The 21,265-nt window shown below is 53.0% G+C and carries 23 protein-coding genes; 12 read left to right on the forward strand and 11 right to left on the reverse strand.

Annotated features, from left to right (window positions below; genetic code table 11):
- Position 1 precedes the first annotated feature (1 nt).
- The 7 genes from ACP9M6_RS00840 to ACP9M6_RS00870 all read right to left on the reverse strand — a co-directional run bounded on the left by ACP9M6_RS00840 (position 2) and on the right by ACP9M6_RS00870 (position 6,032).
- The gene (locus tag ACP9M6_RS00840) at positions 2–1,672 is read right to left on the reverse strand and encodes an AAA family ATPase (protein WP_427452583.1); all 1,671 of its coding nucleotides are present in this window, start codon (positions 1,670–1,672) and stop codon (positions 2–4) included.
- A 59-nt stretch (positions 1,673–1,731) separates the two neighbouring features.
- Positions 1,732–2,415, reverse strand: coding sequence for a CpaD family pilus assembly protein (locus ACP9M6_RS00845; protein WP_427452585.1), 684 nt, complete (start codon positions 2,413–2,415; stop codon positions 1,732–1,734).
- A gap of 7 nt (positions 2,416–2,422) precedes the next feature.
- Positions 2,423–3,895: a type II and III secretion system protein family protein gene (locus ACP9M6_RS00850; protein WP_427452587.1), complete on the reverse strand. Its 1,473-nt coding sequence runs from the start codon at positions 3,893–3,895 to the stop codon at positions 2,423–2,425.
- Positions 3,896–3,904: 9 nt separating this feature from the next.
- A complete protein-coding gene (cpaB, locus tag ACP9M6_RS00855; RefSeq protein ID WP_427452588.1) occupies positions 3,905–4,768 on the reverse strand; it encodes a Flp pilus assembly protein CpaB in 864 nt (287 codons plus the stop codon).
- 195 nt (positions 4,769–4,963) lie between these two features.
- Positions 4,964–5,422 (reverse strand): A24 family peptidase, encoded by a 459-nt coding sequence (locus ACP9M6_RS00860; RefSeq protein ID WP_427452590.1) that lies wholly within the window; start codon positions 5,420–5,422, stop codon positions 4,964–4,966.
- A 137-nt stretch (positions 5,423–5,559) separates the two neighbouring features.
- Positions 5,560–5,742, reverse strand: coding sequence for a Flp family type IVb pilin (locus ACP9M6_RS00865; RefSeq protein WP_427452592.1), 183 nt, complete (start codon positions 5,740–5,742; stop codon positions 5,560–5,562).
- A 98-nt stretch (positions 5,743–5,840) separates the two neighbouring features.
- Positions 5,841–6,032, reverse strand: coding sequence for a Flp family type IVb pilin (locus ACP9M6_RS00870; RefSeq protein ID WP_427452594.1), 192 nt, complete (start codon positions 6,030–6,032; stop codon positions 5,841–5,843).
- A 354-nt stretch (positions 6,033–6,386) separates the two neighbouring features.
- On the opposite strand from ACP9M6_RS00870, the gene ACP9M6_RS00875 reads away from it, so the two are divergent.
- From ACP9M6_RS00875 to ACP9M6_RS00885, 3 genes are all read left to right on the forward strand, one after another.
- Complete coding sequence (locus ACP9M6_RS00875) at positions 6,387–6,926, forward strand: pilus assembly protein N-terminal domain-containing protein (protein WP_427452596.1); 540 nt, start codon at positions 6,387–6,389, stop codon at positions 6,924–6,926.
- A gap of 140 nt (positions 6,927–7,066) precedes the next feature.
- The gene (locus tag ACP9M6_RS00880) at positions 7,067–7,714 is read left to right on the forward strand and encodes a TadE/TadG family type IV pilus assembly protein (protein WP_427452597.1); all 648 of its coding nucleotides are present in this window, start codon (positions 7,067–7,069) and stop codon (positions 7,712–7,714) included.
- Positions 7,711–8,346, forward strand: a complete 636-nt coding sequence (locus ACP9M6_RS00885) for a TadE/TadG family type IV pilus assembly protein (RefSeq protein WP_427452598.1) — start codon at positions 7,711–7,713, stop codon at positions 8,344–8,346. The genes ACP9M6_RS00880 and ACP9M6_RS00885 overlap by 4 nt, the downstream gene beginning before the upstream one ends.
- A 4-nt stretch (positions 8,347–8,350) precedes the next feature.
- On the opposite strand, the gene ACP9M6_RS00890 is transcribed toward ACP9M6_RS00885, so the two are convergent.
- From ACP9M6_RS00890 to ACP9M6_RS00900, 3 genes are all read right to left on the reverse strand, one after another.
- Positions 8,351–9,157, reverse strand: coding sequence for a tyrosine-protein phosphatase (locus tag ACP9M6_RS00890; protein ID WP_427452600.1), 807 nt, complete (start codon positions 9,155–9,157; stop codon positions 8,351–8,353).
- A 99-nt stretch (positions 9,158–9,256) separates the two neighbouring features.
- Entirely contained in the window at positions 9,257–10,291 is a 1,035-nt protein-coding gene (locus ACP9M6_RS00895) for a ribonucleotide-diphosphate reductase subunit beta (protein ID WP_427454734.1), read from the reverse strand.
- 980 nt (positions 10,292–11,271) lie between these two features.
- Positions 11,272–12,042: a 16S rRNA (uracil(1498)-N(3))-methyltransferase gene (locus tag ACP9M6_RS00900; RefSeq protein ID WP_427452602.1), complete on the reverse strand. Its 771-nt coding sequence runs from the start codon at positions 12,040–12,042 to the stop codon at positions 11,272–11,274.
- 60 nt (positions 12,043–12,102) lie between these two features.
- Here ACP9M6_RS00900 and ACP9M6_RS00905 point away from each other — a divergent pair, with 60 nt between their 5' ends.
- Both ACP9M6_RS00905 and msrB read left to right on the forward strand, forming a co-directional pair.
- Positions 12,103–13,146 (forward strand): 4-hydroxybenzoate octaprenyltransferase, encoded by a 1,044-nt coding sequence (locus ACP9M6_RS00905; RefSeq protein WP_427452604.1) that lies wholly within the window; start codon positions 12,103–12,105, stop codon positions 13,144–13,146.
- An 88-nt stretch (positions 13,147–13,234) separates the two neighbouring features.
- Positions 13,235–13,741, forward strand: coding sequence for a peptide-methionine (R)-S-oxide reductase MsrB (msrB, locus tag ACP9M6_RS00910; protein WP_427452606.1), 507 nt, complete (start codon positions 13,235–13,237; stop codon positions 13,739–13,741).
- A gap of 347 nt (positions 13,742–14,088) precedes the next feature.
- On the opposite strand, the gene ACP9M6_RS00915 is transcribed toward msrB, so the two are convergent.
- Entirely contained in the window at positions 14,089–14,835 is a 747-nt protein-coding gene (locus tag ACP9M6_RS00915) for a ZIP family metal transporter (RefSeq protein WP_427452608.1), read from the reverse strand.
- A 56-nt stretch (positions 14,836–14,891) separates the two neighbouring features.
- Between ACP9M6_RS00915 and ACP9M6_RS00920 the strand changes: the two genes are divergently transcribed.
- The 7 genes from ACP9M6_RS00920 to ACP9M6_RS00950 all read left to right on the forward strand — a co-directional run bounded on the left by ACP9M6_RS00920 (position 14,892) and on the right by ACP9M6_RS00950 (position 21,264).
- Complete coding sequence (locus ACP9M6_RS00920; RefSeq protein WP_427452610.1) at positions 14,892–15,329, forward strand: MarR family winged helix-turn-helix transcriptional regulator; 438 nt, start codon at positions 14,892–14,894, stop codon at positions 15,327–15,329.
- Between the two features lie 104 nt (positions 15,330–15,433).
- Positions 15,434–15,880, forward strand: coding sequence for a hypothetical protein (locus ACP9M6_RS00925; protein WP_427452612.1), 447 nt, complete (start codon positions 15,434–15,436; stop codon positions 15,878–15,880).
- A gap of 66 nt (positions 15,881–15,946) precedes the next feature.
- Positions 15,947–16,627, forward strand: a complete 681-nt coding sequence (locus tag ACP9M6_RS00930; RefSeq protein WP_427452613.1) for a DsbA family oxidoreductase — start codon at positions 15,947–15,949, stop codon at positions 16,625–16,627.
- A gap of 18 nt (positions 16,628–16,645) precedes the next feature.
- Positions 16,646–17,044 (forward strand): MAPEG family protein, encoded by a 399-nt coding sequence (locus ACP9M6_RS00935; protein WP_427452615.1) that lies wholly within the window; start codon positions 16,646–16,648, stop codon positions 17,042–17,044.
- Between the two features lie 9 nt (positions 17,045–17,053).
- Entirely contained in the window at positions 17,054–18,418 is a 1,365-nt protein-coding gene (locus ACP9M6_RS00940) for a TldD/PmbA family protein (RefSeq protein ID WP_427452617.1), read from the forward strand.
- Positions 18,405–19,511 (forward strand): inositol monophosphatase family protein, encoded by a 1,107-nt coding sequence (locus ACP9M6_RS00945; protein WP_427452619.1) that lies wholly within the window; start codon positions 18,405–18,407, stop codon positions 19,509–19,511. The genes ACP9M6_RS00940 and ACP9M6_RS00945 overlap by 14 nt, the downstream gene beginning before the upstream one ends.
- Positions 19,512–19,515: 4 nt before the next feature.
- Positions 19,516–21,264 carry an ABC transporter ATP-binding protein gene (locus tag ACP9M6_RS00950; protein WP_427452621.1) on the forward strand — a complete coding sequence of 583 codons (1,749 nt, stop codon included), beginning with the start codon at positions 19,516–19,518 and terminating at the stop codon, positions 21,262–21,264.
- Position 21,265 lies beyond the last annotated feature (1 nt).

The following is a 21,265-nucleotide window of genomic DNA, read 5'->3' on the forward strand; positions in this document are numbered from 1 at the left end:
TTTACGACCCTTTTTTCAAAAAGGAAAACATCGACTTGGCTTCGCCTTTTTCCTTTTTACCACCGCCAATTTTCAGAAGCCCCTTTTTTGTTGGCGCAACATCACCCTTCAGACGAACATCGTAAGTTCCCGTCCGAATGCGATTGGCGAGATATTTTAGACCTTGCACGGTTTGGTCTGCTGACTTGACTTCCGTCAACATCTTACCTTCATTCGTACCTTCAAAATGGCTTTCAGGGTCCCAGCCTATGACGATATTCGGGTCCATACCGACCATTGCGCCGAAATCTTTGACAGAAATCTCTGTCGTTTTGGACATCCCGACCTTGTTGAGGATAAGAATGGGTTCCGCATCATTTGGTCGTTGTGTTTTCAGAAAATCAATCAGGTTTTTCGCATTGCGCATACCCGCCAGATCAGGTGTCGCCACGACAACAACATCATCGACAGATGTCAGGACATTCGTCGTCCAATCCGACCAGTAATGGGGCATATCTAAAACAGCGAGCGGGGAAATGCCGCGCACGGCATTGACGACAGCTTCATAGCTTTCAGTTGCCATGACGGGTTTGGTATTGAGCGAACTTGATGTCGGTAGAATAGATAGTTTTTGCGTATGGCGGATCATAATCCGGTCCATAAGTGTTTCGTCAAGCCGATCCGGTTCACCGAGCGCTTCTTCCAAACCGGATGTATTATCATAAGCAAAATCAAGACCGGTTGTCCCCCAACTCGCATCTAAATCAATGAGAGACGTTTCCTGCCCCATGATTTCTGAGAGCACCCAAGCCGTGTTATGCGCAAGTGCCGAAGAACCAACCCCGCCCTTCGCACCGAAAAATGCGGCGACGCGACCAATAAAGGGTTGCTCTGGATCTGAGTAAAGCTCTCCAAGTGAGCGGATCACGTGAAGCGGATGCAGAGGTGGAACGAGATAATCCGAGACACCTTTATCCATCAATTGACGATAAAGACGAATGTCATTGGTCGCACCAATAACAACGACTTTTGTTCCCTCATCACAAACGCTGGCCAGTTGCTCGAGCTGATTAAATAGCTCTTCGCCCCGCATGCCACTTTCAATAAGGATCAGAGACGGCGTATTTTCTTTATGATAAAATTCTATCGCGGCGGGCAATCCACCCATGTAGATTTTCACATTGGCACGTTTCATACGCCAATCGCGCGTCGTTTCATTTACACAATGCGCAGTTTCCTGACGATCACAAAAAGCATGTACCGAGATGGAGGGTAGCGGTTTTTCACCGCCCTCGCGGGCAGTATCATCCAAAGGGGCATAGGGGCGTGCGGCCTCTACATGGCCCATCGGATTATGACTCATTCCCATTTGGCCTGGGGCCATTTGATTTGGGGGCATCTGACCTAATTGCGGCTGTCCGGAATAATCCAATAGAGAGCTGTCCTGAACCGGGGCAGGCCGGGCTGCTGGATAAGGCATCGTTTGCGAGCCGGGGGGCATTTGCGGCTGCAGGCTCTGCCGCGGCATTTGTGCCGGCATGGGCATAGGTTGCGGCGCAACAGGTGTCGGCATTGGCACGGGCTGCGGCGTGACAGATTGCGGCATGGCCACCGGTCGTGGCGGCGTCGGCGCACCGGGATGGGCCGGGACGGGCTGCGGCATATTGGGGTGCGGCTGTGGCATCTGTGTCATGGCATCGTCTTCGGTTTGCGTTTTCGGCGTCGTCTTAAATTAGGTTTCGTTTCGGCGATCTAGGTACCGCCGCCGCCGCCGTCGCCGGCACCGACTTCTTGTCTTGGGTTAATTTGCGCAGAGGTGGGTTCGCCCTGAATATATTTGTCATAGACAACCTGTCTGCGCTGAGAATTTGGCGTTCCAGTGGCGTAAGGTTCCAGTAGCTGTCGCGGATCGGTAATCATGGCGGCTAGATTGGCGGAGTGGAAACACCCGAAATTTGAATGCGGCTGGTTCGCGTAAGTTGTCCCAATATTCCCCATCTGACGACAATCCTGCGGGATGGCTTTCAATGTGCGGTAGGAGACGACTACGGGTGCGGGCGCGCCCGGCGCAGACGCATATTGACCTGCTTGTAAAACTGCGGGGTTCATTCCCCCCTGCGCCATCAATTGACGGACCTTCGCTTCCGCCTGCTGCGTTCCGAGTCCGGACAACGCATTGGCGGGGCGATTGATGAATAGGGGGCCATCACCGGACCGGGCATATCCATCCAAGAATTGTGAGACAGCCAGCGTATCTCTTGCAGAGAGCTCAAGGCCATTTGGTCGCGTGTAAAGTTCTAACCGCTCAATGCTTTCGGCCACTTGTACCGCGTTGCGAATATGTGTTGGCTTATAGGTCGGCGCAGGCGTTGCACAGGCCGCCAATGTAAAGGTCGCGAGTAACGCTGTTGTTCTAATCAAGGTTTTAGACATCATTTTCTCCTCAATCCACAACATGGCCAAACGGGCCACCCAGAGAGCTGGATTGAATCTCAGGTTTTCCGTTTTCCGCGTAAATTTTATTAAGCCGTCCCAGCATCAAGCTCTCAACATCATTCGGGGCTTGAAACCCGTCTGTCGGTGTCTGCAACTTATCAGGATGCGTGGCATCGACGAGATAAGGCGTCACAATGACAACCAGCTCTGTCTGCGTTGACTGACTGTCACGACCGCGAAAGAGCGCTCCCAAGCCTGGCACGTCCTTCAATCCCGGTGTTCCGTCAACCGTTGAACGGGCTTCTTCGCGGATCAGACCCGCGATCACGAGAGAACCACCTGCTGGTAATTCAACAACTGTATTGGCCCGGCGTACCCGGATACCCAGAACATTGTCACCGCCATCGGCTAAGAATGAGTTTTCTGTTGTCGGTTCGGACACTTCCGTACTGATAGACAAAGAGATGAGACCTTCGGATAAGACGACTGGTGTGAAACCCAACGAAACGCCGAAGGGTTTAAACTCGAATGATCGCTGAAGATTGCCGTCTTCATCCCGGAATGATCCGGCAAAAAGTGGGATTTCACCACCCGCGAGGAAATTAGCTGTCTCGCCGGATATTGCCGTTAATGTGGGCTCAGCCAAAGTTCGAACAAGTCCGACTGTCTCCAATGCATTAAGGGCGCCGCCGAGTGAGGTCAGATCGCCGCTCCCAGTGTTATTGAAATTGCCGGACGCGTTCAAACCACCTGAGAAAGAAGGACCGACCTGATTAATCAGGGAAACCGTACCATCACCCAATTCACCAATGGCGTTAAGGTTCAGACCCATCTGCTTTGTCACGGAACGCTGCATTTCAACAATGCGAACTTTCAGCATAACCTGGTCCTTGCCAGCAATGGACATCAAGTTGACAATTTCGCCTTCTGCACTTTGCGGACCGCCCGTCGTCAGCCACATCCGCGCCAGTTTCTCGACACGATCCGCTGCAGCGGCGTTTGGCACCATTCCCGTCAAAAGAATATTTGAGTTGAAGACCTGTACTTCGACGTCGCTATCTGGTGCATTTTGCGCGATCAGACCTTCTAACCCGCCAATATCACGCTCTACACGGATATCTAGGTTAAGAAGTTCGCGACCATCATGGCTGTAGAAATAAGCATTGGTTTGGCCGGCATTCTTGCCGATTAACATTGTGCGGCGCGATGTGTGAATGACGGCGTCGACAACATTAGGGTCAGACACAATCACATCCATCACGTTTTCAGGCAATTCTATGACGGTGGATTTCGAAAGTGGAAGAATAATAGATTGGTTCTTTGCGCTCGTTCCAGGGCCTTGAATTTTCACGGCCGCTGTCGCATTTTGGACGTTGGAGTAAGACCGTGTCCCCGCCTGAGACGGGGCCGCCAAAAGACCAAGGGCCCCGACGAGTGCAAGTGCCGTTGCAGATGTTCGAAATGTCTGTTTCATCATCATCAGTTCGACCTATCTTTGCTGCAAGGCGACAGGTGTCGCTTGGCCATCGCGGTAAACTGTCAGTGTTGACGGCGCAGGGTCTTGTCCCTCCCGTTCAACACGTGCCGCGCTTCGGGCTTGGTAATTGGACCCGTTCACACCCCGTAATGTTAGAAAAATATCACCATAACCTTCTGATTCTTGGAGAAGTTCAGCATCAGATTGCGATAATTCAAACGTGGCTGTGGACCCGGGAATAGCGGCACCCGTTTCGGAAGACGTTGTGAAAGTCTGATCAATCGCCAGAATTTTAACATTTTCAAAAAGTGTCTTGGCCACGTAAAGGCTGTTTCGACCAACAGTCGTGCTTTGAGCATCTAATGTCGGATTGCGACGGATCTGGAAATTTTCGCGTAAGATAACGTCGACGCGGTCACCCGGTTGGATGAAACCACCGGCTGCGGTGTCGACTGAGATCCGGGTTGTCACGGCCCGCATTCCAGGCTTCAGCAATGCGGCCATAATACCGCTATCACCCGCCATAATGACTTTATCACGCGTTAGGGTCTCCCCTTCAGCCAGTTGAACGCGCGCAAGAGAGTTTACAAATTGCGCTTGCGCATCCGGCTGATCCTCAAGATTTATGAGATTGGCTGTCAGCGCTTCCGCGGGCCATTCAATTGATGTCAAAGAGCTCTCGCCAATTCTCTGCCCAACGGAAAAGTCACTCGCGACCGCCAAGACGGGCACATATTTGACTTTTTCAACGACGACCTCTGTCTGAACAGGGGTCTCGGGGACCGCAACGGGCGTGCCCATCTTCTTGACCTGCGTAAAGACGACAAAGCCTAAAACGGCCATCGCGCCCAATACAATAATCTTCTTGGTGTCCATATCCCCTCACCACATTGGTTGCGTCTTAGCACCCAGAATAGGGACAGACGCACTAAAGCATGGTTAATGGATAGACAGTGAGGCGTTTGGAAAGGGTTAACGGCTTTCGTAAAAATTTGAGTTTTCACAGCCTCAAAAAAAAGCGGCGTGTTTTACAGCGCCGCTCATAAGACTTATCTACGGGTATAAGGCCCGTTAATGCCCCAAAGCTGCTGCAAAAATTCGGCTGTGTGGAAGCGTGAAGATTGCCCCCGCTGCCAACGCCAAGCCATAAGGGATCTTCTTCTCATCCTTCAACATCATCTGTGCCCAAGGTGTCGTCAGAATACGAACAGGAATATATGTACGTCCTACAAGTAGAACGAGTGTGAGGACGCCTCCGAATAAGGATGTGAAAACAGCATACATCAACATATCCGGCCACGTGAACCAAATCGCTGTACCCGCCAGTAATTTGGAATCGCCGCCGCCCATCCATCCAAAGGCAAACATAGCAAAGCCAAGCGCAAACATCGCCAACCCAACTGTGAGATGTTCTAGGAATATCGGAACGCCGCCCCATGTGAAAGGTATAATCAGAAAAAAGCTGAACAGTGCAATCAATGGGATACGATTGGGAATCTTCATCGCATTGGCGTCATTTAATGCAGCCATAATTTGCGGGATCGTAAATATAAAAAAGACGAGCGTTGGTAAAATCATTGTGTCGACATCCGCAAAATAGGGTTTCCCAACAGTACCCTAAAAAGCTTAAGGTCAGGTTATAATGCAGCCGTCTATTCAGAGGCAGTTCATTCAGAGGCAGTTGCAGCTTTCACAAGCTCGCTATTGGTATCCGTGAAGAGGGTTCTTATGCCTGAACCAATCGTCGAAGCCCCTGCAATAATGCCAACACTGATCAACGCAGCGAGGAGGCCGTATTCAATCGCAGTCGCGCCAGATTCATCTTTGAGAAATTGTTCAAATTTTTTCATGAAGGCCTCAACCGCTTTTTCTTGGTCATTTTTCAGATATGAAAACTATTGCGCCCGCCACAAGGGGCGGGCGCTATTCAATCAAATAATCTATTAGATTATTCGCCAGTCGAACCAGTTGTTGCGCCAGTCACTGCAGTTCCGACTTCTGTGAAACGGCTGCTGATGCCTGTACCGATTGTACGAGCGCCGGCAATAATACCAACAGAGATAAGAGCGGCGATCAGACCATACTCAATAGCTGTCGCACCGGATTCGTCTTCAATAAAACGAGTAAAAAGATTTTGCATAACAATACTCCCACGTATGCGTTTGTCAGAGAGGATAACCCTCAGTTCACAGGGTCATCCCTGATGTGATTGCTTATAGGGACCAAGGCTTACTGCCCTGTTGAGAGATAGGGTAAATTTCTGGTAAAATAACTATTTATCGCGAAATAGTGCTGAAAGTCATGCGTATTACCAATCAAGACCTGTCAAATGTGACCAGAATAAGTCACATTTAAACATCCGTTCATTAAATTTTTCGACGCTAATATAGTGTATAGACCATTTTCATCGTCAGAACAGACAAAGCCGCTCAGGTGTAAACGCTTCGTTCACTACATTCTTCTAGTTTCCAAAAAAATTTGGGAGTCGACGAAAATGCGTATGACAAAATTATTGCTGGTCTTGGCAACTATCGCCAGTAGCGCTGCGCCTGCCTTTGCAGGAGATCAGGTTTATAAAGTCGAGCTGAACAAAACAGAAGTAGTTCGCCTGCCAGGGGCCGCGAGTTCTATTATTATCGGCAATCCCAATATTGCAGATGTCACGGTTCAATCCGTCGATACTATATTTGTCGTGGGACGCGGGTATGGCGAGACCAATCTCATCATACTAGACGCGAACGGAAATACGATGATGGATACGAACCTTCAGGTCGTCAATACGTTGTCATCGCACAGCGTGAGACTTCATAATGCAAAATCGCGTGAGACTTATTCCTGTATTCCTTATTGCGGTCCCTCACCCGTATTGGGCGACAATCCCGAATTCATCGCATTAAACACCCCGGAGGATCGGGACCTGGATACAACCATTGCTCAAGGTCCGTCACTGGGTGGAACAGGTGCGAGTGTAAGCGATGGATCTAATATTGCAGGCGGCGCAGAGTTTTCGTCGCCCACAGGACCCGGGTTTTAATTGAGTCTTAAATTTGGAAATAAATTAATACTTTATTAACCTGAATCTTTACGTCTTTCTTAATGAAACCTTTCTAAGCTTTCCTAAGCCTGATGAATCCAGCGAGGAAAAGCTGGAGCTTTCACATCATGGAGTGGGACATGAAATTTATATCGGAAAAAGCATGGCGGCGGGCTGAACGCACTGTCGCCAAATTCCAGAAAGATGAAGACGGCGCAACGGCCATCGAATTTGCTTTCGTGGCGCTCCCGTTTTTTGCACTTTTATTCGGTATCATCGAACTCGCACTTGTCTTTTTCATTAGTTCTGCCCTGTCGCATGCAACGTCTGAGGCCGGCAGAAGCATCCGTGTTGGAAATTTTCAGGCCTGTGGCGGCGAAGATGAGTTTAAAGCACTCGTCTGCTCGGAAATGAAAGGCTTAGGCAATTGTTGGAAAAACGTCAGAATTGATGTTGTTGATGGTGCCAGTTTCAAGACAATCACGCTACCCGAACCCCCTGCGCCCGCACCGCGTGACCCTGATAAAACGGGAGATGATGCCATCCCACAGACCCCCAATGGTACAGTTTCATCAGAGGCCAATACTGCGGGCACGGCACTCGTCGTCAGATCTATATTATATCACCGCTTGGTCCTACCGCCGAAAATTACTCGGTTAGAATCACCGGGCACACCGGGTATACGCGTGATCACGTCAACAACGGCTTTCAAAAACGAGCCTTTCCCTGCATCCGGCACTTGCGATTCGGATACAAATGACAAGATTTCGGAGGGAAAACCCGCATGACCTACATTCTTCCCAGAACCGCAAAGTTTCTCGCTAAACGTCTGCGACGGAATGAAGAAGGTGCCGCGGCGATTGAATTTGCCTTCGTCGCACCGGTCATGATCATGATGTATTTTGGCTTGGCGGAAATCGCGACAGCTATTGATGCGGATCGTCGCGTTTCGCACGGAACAAATGTTGCCGGCGATCTCGCGACCCATACATCCGAGATGACGGTTACAGATGTTGAAGAAACACTCTCTGCTGCCATTCGAATTATGGGCGTCGCGGATGCCCGAAAAGTCACGATTGATATGCGGAGCTTCATCAAAGATACAAACGGAAACATCACGTCTGAAGGAATCGTTCAGATGAATCCCAGCGCCAATAATCTACCCAGCTTTAACGCTGCGACTTTAGATGAGAAAATTTTGAGTGAAAATTCCGGTATTGTTGTGACGCGGGTGGCTTATACGTATTCGCCCTTAAAACTGAGATTCTTTGATACGGATATCACGCTCAGCGAGACCTTCATGCTGAAACCCCGTCGGTCAAATTCTGTCGTGATTGGTAAAGATTCCGGCAAGGATATTTCTTGTTCCGCCAGCGGCTATGCAACTGTCACCTGCACGGGCAGCACATCTTCGTCCTAAACATTTAACCTATGAGATATCGCGTGCGAATTTTCGCGAGCGTCGAGGGCTTCACCGCAAGCGTTTGCGTCGCATAGGTTTCCATATCTCCCATACCATCCAAGGCCGCGTTTAAAAATTCCGGCGTGACGCCGAACATCGGCCAAATGGCGTTCGCATCAATCTGACGGCCATAGCGTTTCGAGAACATCTCCGCCGCCGGTCCGATAATCTTATCTATATCCACGGATTCCAGCGTCATCATATAATCCGCCAGAATATCGTCACGCGAGACCCCCAATAAGCCCTGTATCAGCGCACAAAGTGTCCCCGTGCGGTCTTTCCCCGCCGCGCAATGGACGAGCACCCCTGCCGCCGCCTCGTTCTCACTCTCAGCCATGAAATGAAGTGTATCGGCGAAGATTTTCTGAAAGCCCGGGTCATGCGGCCGCGCGGTATAGCTGCCAATCATATAGCCATGGGCATCGGCAGCTGTGTAGAGTTCATGTTCCAAAAACGCTTCATGCGGCGCGACCTTCGCATCCACTTTGTCGGGCGCGTCCGGATATTCATGCACATGCGGGGTTGGTGTTGGAAAGCGGGAGGGTTGTTTTGCCCGTTCCGGTGCGTGGCGAAGATCCACGACAAGGTTGATATCAAGACCTCCAATCTCTGAGAGATCTTCCGGACTTAAAGCCGAGAGATGTGCCGAGCGGAACAGGCGTCCGGTTTTGACCGCACGTCCGTCCAAGCCTATATAGCCGCCAAAATCACGAAAATTATAGATGGTCTCGAAACTGTAATTCCGGGCGTCAAAGGAGATGAGGGACATGTAAGGTCTTTATATTAGAAAGTCTTATTTTATCTACGGATGACGCAAATAGAAAGACCTCGCACGGGGCGAGGTCTTTGTTGGGATATGAAGCTGGCTTTATTCCGCCGCTTCCAATTTCACTTTGCTCAAATTCGCCTCGAACCGGTCCCAGACACCTTCCGCGCCGTGCCAGGTGCCCTCGGTCGCGCCCTTGGCATATTCCGTGGCGCGGGCTTCGAAGAAGTTCGCATGTTCGACACCATTCGTAATTTCGGTCAACCAGGGCAGTGGATGCTCTTCCGTGCCGTAGACTTTTGGCAGGCCGAGTTGGCCCAAACGCCAATCAGCGATGTAACGGATATAGGCTTTGATATCCTCGGATGTCATGCCCTCAACCGGACCCATTTCGAATGCGAGGTCGATGAATTTATCTTCCAGTTTCACAACTGTCTGACAGCAATCAATGATGTCATCGGCCACGGATTTCGTCAGCGCACCCGTTTCTGCCGCGAAGGTGTGGAACAGTTTAATCATGCCCTCACAATGCAGGCTCTCGTCCCGGATGGACCAGGTCACGATTTGGCCCATGCCCTTCATCTTGTTCAGACGCGGGAAGTTCATCAACATGGCGAATGAGGCAAAGAGCTGTAGCCCTTCGGTGAAGCCTCCGAACACGGCCATGGAGGTCAGAATATCGCGCTCTGTCTCGACACCGAATTTACCGAGATAATCATGCTTGGCGGACATTTCCTCATATTCCATGAAAGCAGAAAACTCGCTGTCGGGCATGCCGATCGTTTCGAGCAGGAGCGCATAAGCCGCGATATGGATCGTTTCCATGTTGGAGAACGAGGCCAGCATCATGCGGACTTCCACCGGCTTGAACAGCGGCATGTAATTTTCCATGTAATTCGCGCCAACCTCGACGTCGGATTGTGTGAAGAAACGGAAAATCTGCGTCAGGAGGTTTTTCTCAACATCCGTCAGATTAGTCGCCCAATCCTTGATATCCTCGCCCAAGGGCACCTCTTCCGGCATCCAGTGGACCTGTTGCTGTTTCTGCCAATAATCAAAGGCCCAGGGATAGCGGAAGGGCTTATAGGAATGGGACGGCAGGAGCAGGCCCGATTCGCTTTTCTCGAAATTACCCATTTTACCCATGACTGTGCTCTTTCATTCCTGTGTCGGGTCGCCTGCCTGGCAGAGCCCCGTGATTCTGTCTAACCGTTTGAAACTGGCCCTAAATCGCTTAAAAACGCGATATATGCCATTCTCCCCATGTGTATGCACCATATCTTGTGCACGATGTCATGCAAGGGCGAAGTCCCGCTGCGTCATTATGCGCGGGCCAAAAACAGCCTGACAAGGGCCGGAACCCGGTTCGGCTGCGAAATGTTCTGCACAGCGTGTGGATGATCATTGGGCGAGCGGGCGTTGCGACCGACGATCGAGGCGTGCGGCGAGAGATATAAAAGCGGGACGTCCGCGCGGTGACCTCCGTGATGGAGACCAAAAAGAAAAATGTTTTACACGAAGGCCAAGTGCGTGAGGTTTGGGTCGTTGAATTTTCTAACAGAAAATCAACTCTGTCGGCGATACCGTTACGTCTTCCAAATCTCAGGCTCCGTCGGACTTTAATCGACAGAACCATTGCACGTCCCACATTTGGCTGACGCCAATTGCTCGGACCACGCGGCGGTGTTTTACAGGTAACGGCCTTACTTGACTGCGAATGTTTCAATCCGTCAGGCACTCGAAACCCGGTCCCCCGATGCAGGTCTCACCCCGCACCGATAAACACACCGTCCTCCGGCACGGATAGATGAGCTCCTACCTGTCCCATGTCCGAAAGAACGAGTTAAACATATGCGTATTTGGAGAAGTGGGGATTATTCTCTTTATAAACGGGGATTGGTCACCGAATGTCTGCGTCAACTCACAATTGTCATCCCGCACGCAACGCAGTGGAGATGCGGGACCTATCGTCTGCAAACCTAACCTAAGGCCTTGTAATCGTTAGGCCCACATCTGCGCCCTTTGGGTTGGTGCGGGGTGACAGCTATGTTTGTTGTTGGAAATAGTTGAAAGTCGTGAAAGCGAGGATACATGTCTCCGTAAACGTGGATTGCCCCTCACCAATCCCCAACCCCACTCTGCCAGAGCGTCAACATGGCCAGTGCCGCCGTATCCGCGCGCAAAATCCGCGGCCCCAGGGTTACCGCACTCACGCACGCCATCGCGCGGAGTTCCGCCCGTTCATCCTTCGTGAACCCGCCTTCCGGCCCGATGAGGATGGCGGCGGGCGCGGACGCGTTTTCCACCGCATCTTCCGCTCGCATCGCATCACCTGCTTCATCCGCAAACAGGATGGGCGTTCCGTCCCAAGCGGCCAGAATATCTTTGAGCGGTTTCGCCGCCGCGATTTCCGGCACGTCCAGCCGTTCCGTCTGTTCCGCCGCTTCGATCGCTTGCAGTCGCGCTTTCTCTATATTCAGACGCGGGAATTGGGTGCGGGCGGTGAGGACGGGTTGGAATTTGCGTACGCCGAGTTCCGTCGCTTTTTCTATGATGAAAGCCGTGCGGTGTTTTCGGACGGGTGCGAAGAGGAGCGTGATATCGGGAACCTGCGTCTGAGGGCGCAATTGTTCCACACAGGTCAGGCCCGCGCCCTTCTTGCCGAGCGCGACAATCTCCGCCCGCCATTCGCCGTCACGCCCGTTAAACAGCCGCACCGCATCGCCGACGGATTTCCGCAAGACATTGCCGAGATAATGGGCTTGCTCACGCGCGAGGTCGACCGCCGCACCCTCGCTCAAATCCGCCTCGACGAAGAGCCGCGTTAATGTGTAATTTTCCCGCATCCTGTTTTTTCCGTCATTACCGGGCTTGTCCCGGTAATCCATGATGCCATACGACCTATGAGAGATGGATTACCGGGACAAGCCCGGTAATGACGGAGTGTTATGATTGAAGCGGTCAAAGATTCAGCGAAAACCCATTGGGTCAATCGCGCGCCCGTGTCTGTGCGGCCTTTTCTGCAACTGTCGCGGCTGGACCGCCCGGTCGGCTATTGGCTACTCGCCCTGCCCGGTTGGATTGGGCTGGCCTTTGCGGGGTTGAGCCACGGCTTGGTCTGGACGGACCTGAAATGGGCGGCGCTGATCCTGATCGGCGCGATTGCGATGCGCGGCGCGGGCTGCACCTATAATGATATTGTCGATCAGGATCTGGATGCGCAGGTCGAACGCACGGCCCTGCGTCCCCTGCCCGCCGGAACCGTCACGACGAAACAGGCGTGGATTTGGCTCTTCGTGCAATGTGCGGTGGGGTTGGTCGTGCTACTCATGCTGCCGCGTCTCGCGCAGATTGTCAGCCTGCTCTCGATCCCGCTCGTCGCGGTCTATCCCTTTATGAAGCGGATTACGTGGTTTCCGCAGGTCTGGCTGGGCCTGACCTTTAATTGGGCGGTACTGGTGGCCTATGCCGCGAAGACGGGAAGCTTAAGCCCCGCGCTCTTCATCCTCTATCTCGGCTTGATGTTTTGGACGGTCGGTTACGACACGATCTATGCCTGTCAGGATATTGAGGATGATGCCTTTGTAGGGATAAAGAGTACCGCGCGGCGGTTTGGCGGACGGGTGAAGCTGGGGGTGGTTTTCTGCTATGCAGTTAGCTTGACCATGATCGTAATTTCCTTGCAAATTGCGTATAAAATTAGAAATTCGATAATCTTTGAAAATCGCGTTCAACCTTATCTGGATAATTCGTCGTCTCGAGAATTATTACTTCCCGGAAAATTTGACGTTGTTTCCAGCAATTCTCACTTTCTTTTTCTTGCACTTTTTACAATTCTACCACTTTCAATTCATTTTCTTTGGCAAACGAAGAAATTGGAACCAGATAATGGTAAGTCCGCATTGAGGCTATTTCTCTCCAATAGGTGGGCAGCGTTTTTTTTAATTGTGATGATTTTGCTCTTTGCTTGGATGGTTCCCAATTCACGGTAATCACCTCACCACACCGTGATTGCAACGTGCATGGCCCTTCATGCGTATGTACCCATATAGAGCGGACTGAATTGAAGGAGATTTTTCCATGCTGACCAGACGTGACCTCGCCCTGGGCGCCGGTGCCCTAACCATCGCCGCCTGTACACAGACGCAAAATAAAGCGGAAGCTGCGGAGACAAAGACTATGACAGAGCTATCCAACACAGACTGGGCCAATATGTCCGAGCGCGAGTGGCAGGAACAACTCACCGATATGGAGTTCCGCGTGCTACGCAAGGAAGGCACAGAACGTCCCTTCTCCAGCCCGCTCAATGATAATAAAGCCGAGGGCACCTATGTCTGCGCGGGCTGTCAATTGCCGCTTTTCACCTCCGAGATGAAATTCGATTCCGGCACAGGCTGGCCGAGTTTCTTTACCGTGATTGAGGGCAATGTCGGCGAAAAAGTTGATCGCAAACTCTTCGTGGCCCGCACGGAATATCACTGCAAACGCTGCGGTGGACATCAGGGTCACGTGTTCAAGGACGGCCCAAAACCGACGGGCCTGCGCTATTGCAATAATGGCGTCGCGCTTGATTTCATTGAATCCTAGAGGATTTTGCAAGGTCGCGGAGTGTCGGATGATTGTGGTTAATAAACCCTTTCCGGCACGCTGTCTGTGACGCAAATTTCACAAAATTTTCCTCTTGCCAAAATAGGAAATCGCCGCCATTTCTTAATTGTCTAGCCGTTCCATTGTGGAGCCGCGTTTTGAAAGGAGGTGTAATTTGTTTATCTGTTTTGAGGGGTCTGCCCTAAGCTGTTAAATCAGCACCTTCGTAAAAATCGAATGAGGGTAAAGAGCTATCTATCTTGAAATCGGGCATGGCGCCCGACGAGACCCAAACTTCAAATAGGACCCGCTTCATACTGTGAAGCGGGTTTTGTTGTTTTTGGCACTCAGTGAACCGTCAGGCCATATCCGAGCAGGGCGACGGTAAATCCTATTATCCCGCCATAAGCAGGCCAAGGCCCGTCTTTTGAATCGTGGGCTTCCGGGATAATAGTCTTGAAAACGAGATAGAGGATGCCGCCCGAAGCCCCCGCCATGATGAGGCCGAGGGCCGCATCATCAATTTCGCAGAGCCAGAGCCCGAACCCGACGGCGAGAATACCGATGATGGGGAGCGTCGAGAGTAGCCACAGCGCCTTGCGCCTTGACTTTCGGTCGCCTTCCTCTGCCATTTCCGAGAAGGCTGCAAACCCCTCAGGCCCGTTCTGCGCGATGATAATAATTGTCACGATAATCGCCTGCATCCGGTCCACGGGTATAAGCGCCCCGACGACGAGAGCTTCCGGTAGAAAGTCGAGCATCATGGCGGCAAAGGTCGAGGTTCCGCCCGTTTTGGCCTCCGCCTTTTTCGTCGTGAGCTGTTCCAATGCCAAGGCCACCAACCCGCCGCCGAGAAATGTGAGCACGGCGAGCCAGAGCGGGAGGTTCTCCACACCATGCGGGATCAGGACGAGCCCGACGGCCCCGATCAGGGCTCCTGCACCGAACGCGGAAATGAAATCGTGGCGTGAGCGGGTGACAGTCGTGAACCGCGCGGCAAATCCGCCAACCGTTCCCGCAAATCCTGCGACGAACCCCAAAACAACGGTGAGAAAAATAGGGCTTGTCAGAATAGAACTTGAAAGCATGAACATGTCGCGCACTATGGGCGCACATCGCCCACTTGCCTATTCAATTTTGGAACTTTCCTATGGCCATCGCCCGCACCATTGATCGCCGCCTTTTCTTCGTGCTCGACCGCACTTTCCTGAAACTCGCCCAAGCGGCAGACCGGACACTGTCGAATGGCTCTGGCGTGAGCCGGTCACAGGCCGCCGTGCTCATCTATCTCGGATATCACGATGGGTGCACGCTCAGCGAGCTTGCAGAAGGCACAGGACGGAAGAATGCCGCGATCTCCGGCTTGGTCGACCGGATGGAGGCCGCTGACCTGATCTTGCGAAAACAATCTTATGGCGACCGGCGGCAGCGCATGGTGTTCCTCTCGGATAAAGGCTGGACAATGCGAGAGGCCGTCATGCTTGATTTCCGCGACTTCAACACAAAACTGACCCGGGGCCTGACGGATGCGGAGACGGCGGCCGTCATGAAATTCCTCGCCCTCTCCGTCGAAAATACGGACATCTAACAAATAATAAGTGAGGGGCCTTTTGCATGGGGGTAGACGAAGACCCTATTTTTGCCTTATTATAGGGTTAATATCTGTTAATATATTTACTTAGGGAGGGACTTATGGGGCGCAATCCAAAGTTTAAAATCCGAAATTTGGCCATTCTAGCGGCGGGGCTTGGTCTCCTCTCGCAAAATGCTGTGGCCGCGGCGAAAGCGCAAACGGTTCAACAGACATATCCGATGATGTCCTTGCAAACAAAGCTGGCCCGGGATGCAGACACTTATGCGGAGGATAAAGCACTGGTGGAGACGTGTACGTCGAAAGGGCAGAGCCAAGCCACGTGTCTTTGCGTCACCCATGTTCTGAAATATGAATTGACGCTCAATGAATATAAAGCGGCGGTGCGGTTATATGACAAAGACACGAAGAGTCTCTCCGCTGCGCTCCGTGATGAAAATATCTCACCACAAGACATTCAAACGGCTAAAGACGTGATGGCCGACTTGACCAAGGATAGCGATTTTTCGGAACGCTGTAGCGAAGCGAAAGCCTATTACCGGCCGTAAATTAGGCTGCGTCAGTGACCGAATCCAGTTGGACACCGACGGGGGCGCGGGTTAAGTCTCGGCCCAATGGCCAAACGTAAATCCAAAAAAGCCCAGGCTCTGCCCGTCGAAGTCGATATGATCTCGGATTTCGTCTGCCCGTGGTGCTGGCTAGGGTTTAAATATTATTTGCAAGCGGCCGGTAAGACCAAGCCGCGCCCCAAACTGACCTTTCGCCCCTATATGCTGGACCCGAATGTGCCTGAGGGCGGGGCCGATTATAAGGACTATATGAAAGCCAAATTTGGAGACAAACCCAGTTCGCAATGGAAAGCCATGCGCGAACATTTGGAAACGGCGGGTCCCGATGTGGGGATTAATTTCGATTTCAACGCCGTGAAACGCCGTCCCAATACGATTGATGCGCACCGCCTTATGAAATGGGCGCAAGGGCAGGATTTGGGTTTTGAATGTGCCGAGAAACTCTTCATTGCCTATATGGAACAGGGCGAAGATATTGGTGATCATGATATTCTCACCCGCATTGCCGGAGAGATCGGCATGGATGAGGCCCTTACTCGGGACCTCCTCGCAGGCGATCAGGACAAGGTCGAAATTCAGAATGAAGTCCTGTTCTTTCGCGGCCTCGGCGTGTCCGGCGTCCCGACCTTTATCTATGGCGGGCAATATGCCGTCCAAGGCGCGCAACCGCCGGAACAACATCGCAAGGTGATGGCGGAAGCGGCGCAATCCGACCCGAATAATTAATTAGAACAGGACACCCTCATGACAACTTTTGGAATCGTCGGCTTTTACATTGCCCTGAATATGATCCTCGCGCCCATCCTGATGTTCCGCGTCGGGCAGGTGCGGTTGGGTAAGAAAATCAATCTCGGCGACGGCGGCGATGACCTAATGGTATCCCGTATTCGGGCGCATGGGAACTTTACGGAAAATGCACCGCTCGCCCTGCTAGGGCTTTTGGCTATCGCCTTCCTAAACGGGAATGCCATCGCTCTCCATGTCTTTGGCGCAGCCTTCTTTATTGGACGCATTCTACACGCGATGGGTATGGCAGGCAGCTTTGGGCAAGGCCGCTTAGTCGGCACATTGACGACATTACTCGTCTATTTCGGGCAGGCAATTTACATCCTCTATCTCGTTTTTACGTTTAACGCCGTCTAGGAACTCATCTTGCCAACATCTGACCCGATAACATCGGATGCGTTATACCCAACGCTGAAATCGCTCCTACGTGAAGCCAAACTAGCTGGTGCTGAAACAGCGGACGCCATCGCCACCCACGGTCGGAGCCTCGGCATCGCCGTGCGTGAAAATGCGCTGGAAGATGTGGATAGCAGCGAGGGTAAGGATATCGGCCTGCGCGTCATGGTTGGGAAACGCCAAGCCTGCGTCTCATCATCTGACCTCTCGAAGCAAAGTCTGAAAGCGTTGGCCGAACGCGCCGTAGCCATGGCGAAACTCGCGCCGGAAGACCCGTGGTGCGGTTTGGCCGATCCTGAGCGTCTCGCCCAACCCGGACAAGGCGAAGCCCTGGATGTTTACGATACAACCGAACTCGACCCCGCAACCCTCAAATCCCGTGCCCATGAATTGGAGGCCGCGACCCTGTCGATCAAAGGCGTCGCGCAAGCCGAAGGCGCGAATGCGAGCTGGTCGACGAGCGCCATGGCCTATGCGACCTCACACGGCTTTCTCGACGGCTGGCGGGCGAGCCGTCACGGTCTCTCCGTCTCCGCCATCGCGGAATCCGGTGGCGCGATGGAGCGCGATTATGATTATGAGAGCACACGCTATTTCGACGCCCTGCCTGATCCCGCCTCTATCGGGCACACCGCCGGACGCCGTGCGGTTGCGCGATTAGGCAGCCGTCAAATTGCCTCCAGTGCCATGCCCGTTATTTTTGACGAACGCGTGGCAGCCTCATTGATCGCGTCTCTTCTCGGCGCGATTTCCGGTCCGTCCATCACGCGCGGCGTGTCCTTTCTAAAGGATAAATTAAATACGGAAATTTTCTCTCCGCATATTCAAATTGTTGATGACCCTTTACTCAAACGCGGCAACGGTTCCCGCCCTTGGGACGGGGAGGGCCTGGTCGTTCAGAAACAGCATATTGTTGAAGATGGTGTCTTGAAAACATGGCTGCTGAATTGCGCGAGTGCGCGTCAGCTGGGTATGACATCCACGGGTCACGCGACGCGTGGCTTGGGCAGCCCGCCAGGTGTCAGCGCGACCAATACTTGGCTGGTTCCCGGCGAAAAAACGCCCGAGGCATTAGCCGCTGCAATGGGAGAAGGCTTCCTGATTTCTGAAATGTTCGGACCCAGCCTCAATTCAAATACGGGCGATTACTCCGTTGGAGTCTCGGGCTTTAAAATTGAGAATGGCCTACGCGCGTTTCCCGTCAGCGAAGTCACGATTGCGGGTAACCTGCTCGATATGTACCGCACGATGATCCCGGCCAATGATTTGAAAATGGACAGCGCGACCTGTTCACCGTCGCTCCTCGTGGAAGGTCTGACCCTTGCCGGATCTTGATCCAAGCTGCTGCTTGCCGTCGGAAGATTTGGCCCTGATACGCGACGCGGTGCGGGAAGCGGGCGCGATTGCCAAAGCCGCTTTCATCGCCAATGACGCAAAAGTCTGGGATAAGGAAAAAGGCCATCCCGTCACGGATGCCGATATTGCCGTAAATGATTATCTGCTTGAGACCTTACGCGCCGCCCGTCCGGGTTATGGTTGGTTATCGGAAGAAACCAAGGACGACCATTCGCGCCATGCCTGTCCGCGCACATTTGTCGTCGACCCGATTGACGGCACCCGCGCTTTCATTGACCGCACCCCGAACTTCGCCGTGTCCGTCGCCGTGATTGAAAAAGGACGCTCTATCGCGGGTGTCGTTTTCAATCCGATGAAGGATGAGTTTTTTGAAGCCAGTTTGGGCGGCGGCGCGTGGCTGAACGGCGAACACATCAACGCCAGCGATCCTGCCTCTATCGAGAACATCAACATGGTCGGCTATCCTCGAAAATTCCGACGATTGGGCTTTCCGGATATGAATGTGACGGTCGCAAACTCCATGGCGTATCGCATGGTTCTGGTCGCCTGTGGCAAGGCGGATGCCACCATCGCTTTCACGCCAAAATCTGATTGGGATGTGGCGGCCGCGAGCCTCATCGCCAATGAAGCCAGCGCTGTCGTCACAGATATTCGCGGCGAGGTCCCGCATTTTGATACGGAAAGCACATCCGGATTGGGCGTGATTTGTGCTGGCCCGACGCTGCACGCTTTGTTATTGGCGGCGGTGAAACCGCATTTGGCGCAATTCGCCAAAGGCAGAGATTTTAAATTTTTGGGGACCCGTATGGCCGACCGTAAAAAAGAAACATCCGAGATGAAATCGGTTCAACTCCTCCATATCGTGATGGGCGGCGAGTTAGTCGATCCGAACCGGACGGAATTCAAGGACCTGAAAGCGGTCGATTTTGTCGGCGCCTATGCCAATTTTGAAGACGCCCGCAAGGCGTGGAAATCCGCCGCGCAACGCACCGTCGATAACGCGCATATGCGCTATTTCATCCTCCACGCCCATGACCTGCTCGACCCCGATGGGGACGGCATTATTGGCTAGACCCATGACGGATCGCCAACGCATTGCGCGACTATGGCGAGATTATCTCTGGCCGCAAAAAGGGCGTTTGATACTCGCCTTCTTTTTCATGGCGATCTTCGCCGCGGCAACGGCGGGCTATGTTTATCTCATTAGCCTGATCATTGATGCCGCTAACGCATTGGACGATTCCGGCGATGCTTTTGCGCAAGCCAGATCCTACGCCCTCATCATCCTGCCCGTCATTCTGGGCCTGACCCTGACGGCGGCGATTGGCGGATATATCCAGCGCATCCTGACGAATTCTCTCGCCCTCAACACGGTCGGGCAGATGCAGACCGAGATGTTGCAGGCCGCGCAAAGGCGCGACTATGCCGATTTCGCGGAAGAGCCGACGGGTAACCTCATCGCGAAATTTACGAATGATGTGAGTGTCGTCTCCGCCAGCCTCGTGCGGGTTTTGGGTAATCTGGTCAAAGATGTGCTGACCGTCATCTTTTCCGTGATCGCCATGCTGGTGCTCAACTGGCAACTCTCGCTCTTCATGGTCGTCTTTTTCCTCGCGCTCTGGCCAATTATCGAAATTTCCAAACGCCTACGCGGCAATGCGAAGGATGTGCAGGAACATATCGGTCAGATCACGGCGGAGTTGAAAGAGAGTCTGGGTGGGACGCAACTCGTCAAAACCTACGGCTTGGAGGCGCATGAGCAGACGCGGCTGAACCGCAGTTTTGATGAACGCATCCGGCTCTATCTCAAACTCGTCACGCAACAGGCGCGGGTCGATCCGATCCTTGAGGTCGTCGGCGGGCTGGCCATTGCCGCCGTCGTGATTTTTGGCGTCTGGCAATATGGAACAGGCGCGGCAACGGGCGGGCAGATCGCGGCCGTGCTGGGCGGATTGATGATCCTCGCGCCGAGACTACGTGCGCTCGGCACGTTGAATAATGCCGTGCAAGAAGGCTTGAGCTCCGTCGCGCGAATTTTTGAGGTGATTGATACAGAGCCGTCGCTAACAGACGCGGCTGACGCGACAGAATTAAAAGTCACAGACGGTCAAGTCTTCCTCTCCGATATTCGCTTCACCTATCCGGACGGCACCATCGCATTGGACGGTCTGACCCTCACGGCGGACCCCGGAAAGATAACAGCGCTCGTCGGCCCGTCAGGCGGCGGGAAATCCACGATTATGCACCTTATCCCGCGCCTCTATGACGTCGCCTCCGGCAGTGTCCGCATTGACAAGCAGGACGTGCGCGACGTGACGCAAGCCAGTTTGCGCCGGAATATCGCCGTCGTCTCGCAAGAGGCCACATTATTCAACGACACCATCGCCGCGAATATCGGGCTGGGAGATTTGAACGCGGACCGCGAGGCCATCGTCCACGCCGCGAAAGCCGCCGACGCGCATGGGTTCATCATGGCCCTCCCCGAAGGTTATGACACAAGGCTCGGCGAAGACGGCGCAGGATTATCTGGCGGGCAAAAACAGCGCCTGTCTATCGCGAGAGCCATTTTGCGCGACGCACCGATCCTGCTGCTGGACGAAGCGACATCAGCGCTAGACACGGAAAGCGAGGCCAAAGTGCAGGCGGCTTTGGATCGATTGAGCGAGGGCAGGACGACACTGGTCATCGCGCATAGACTCGGAACCGTGCGGGATGCGGACTGCATTTACGTGATTGACGGAGGCCGAGTTGTGGAGAGCGGAACAGACGCGGAATTGCGGACGGTTGGGGGTGTTTATGCCGGTTTAAGCGGAACCCAGAACTAAA

Origin of the sequence: Litorimonas sp. WD9-15, assembly GCF_050271975.1 — a bacterium.
GTDB lineage: Bacteria > Pseudomonadota > Alphaproteobacteria > Caulobacterales > Maricaulaceae > Litorimonas.

Coding starts and splice junctions, on each gene's coding strand:
- ACP9M6_RS00840 (WP_427452583.1), bottom strand. CDS start 1,672: ATGACACAGATGCCACAGCCGCACCCCAATATGCCGCAGCCCGTCCCG.
- ACP9M6_RS00845 (WP_427452585.1), bottom strand. CDS start 2,415: ATGATGTCTAAAACCTTGATTAGAACAACAGCGTTACTCGCGACCTTT.
- ACP9M6_RS00850 (WP_427452587.1), bottom strand. CDS start 3,895: ATGATGATGAAACAGACATTTCGAACATCTGCAACGGCACTTGCACTC.
- cpaB (WP_427452588.1), bottom strand. CDS start 4,768: ATGGACACCAAGAAGATTATTGTATTGGGCGCGATGGCCGTTTTAGGC.
- ACP9M6_RS00860 (WP_427452590.1), bottom strand. CDS start 5,422: ATGGCTGCATTAAATGACGCCAATGCGATGAAGATTCCCAATCGTATC.
- ACP9M6_RS00865 (WP_427452592.1), bottom strand. CDS start 5,742: ATGAAAAAATTTGAACAATTTCTCAAAGATGAATCTGGCGCGACTGCG.
- ACP9M6_RS00870 (WP_427452594.1), bottom strand. CDS start 6,032: ATGCAAAATCTTTTTACTCGTTTTATTGAAGACGAATCCGGTGCGACA.
- ACP9M6_RS00875 (WP_427452596.1), top strand. CDS start 6,387: ATGCGTATGACAAAATTATTGCTGGTCTTGGCAACTATCGCCAGTAGC.
- ACP9M6_RS00880 (WP_427452597.1), top strand. CDS start 7,067: ATGAAATTTATATCGGAAAAAGCATGGCGGCGGGCTGAACGCACTGTC.
- ACP9M6_RS00885 (WP_427452598.1), top strand. CDS start 7,711: ATGACCTACATTCTTCCCAGAACCGCAAAGTTTCTCGCTAAACGTCTG.
- ACP9M6_RS00890 (WP_427452600.1), bottom strand. CDS start 9,157: ATGTCCCTCATCTCCTTTGACGCCCGGAATTACAGTTTCGAGACCATC.
- ACP9M6_RS00895 (WP_427454734.1), bottom strand. CDS start 10,291: ATGGGTAATTTCGAGAAAAGCGAATCGGGCCTGCTCCTGCCGTCCCAT.
- ACP9M6_RS00900 (WP_427452602.1), bottom strand. CDS start 12,042: ATGGATTACCGGGACAAGCCCGGTAATGACGGAAAAAACAGGATGCGG.
- ACP9M6_RS00905 (WP_427452604.1), top strand. CDS start 12,103: ATGATTGAAGCGGTCAAAGATTCAGCGAAAACCCATTGGGTCAATCGC.
- msrB (WP_427452606.1), top strand. CDS start 13,235: ATGCTGACCAGACGTGACCTCGCCCTGGGCGCCGGTGCCCTAACCATC.
- ACP9M6_RS00915 (WP_427452608.1), bottom strand. CDS start 14,835: ATGTTCATGCTTTCAAGTTCTATTCTGACAAGCCCTATTTTTCTCACC.
- ACP9M6_RS00920 (WP_427452610.1), top strand. CDS start 14,892: ATGGCCATCGCCCGCACCATTGATCGCCGCCTTTTCTTCGTGCTCGAC.
- ACP9M6_RS00925 (WP_427452612.1), top strand. CDS start 15,434: ATGGGGCGCAATCCAAAGTTTAAAATCCGAAATTTGGCCATTCTAGCG.
- ACP9M6_RS00930 (WP_427452613.1), top strand. CDS start 15,947: ATGGCCAAACGTAAATCCAAAAAAGCCCAGGCTCTGCCCGTCGAAGTC.
- ACP9M6_RS00935 (WP_427452615.1), top strand. CDS start 16,646: ATGACAACTTTTGGAATCGTCGGCTTTTACATTGCCCTGAATATGATC.
- ACP9M6_RS00950 (WP_427452621.1), top strand. CDS start 19,516: ATGACGGATCGCCAACGCATTGCGCGACTATGGCGAGATTATCTCTGG.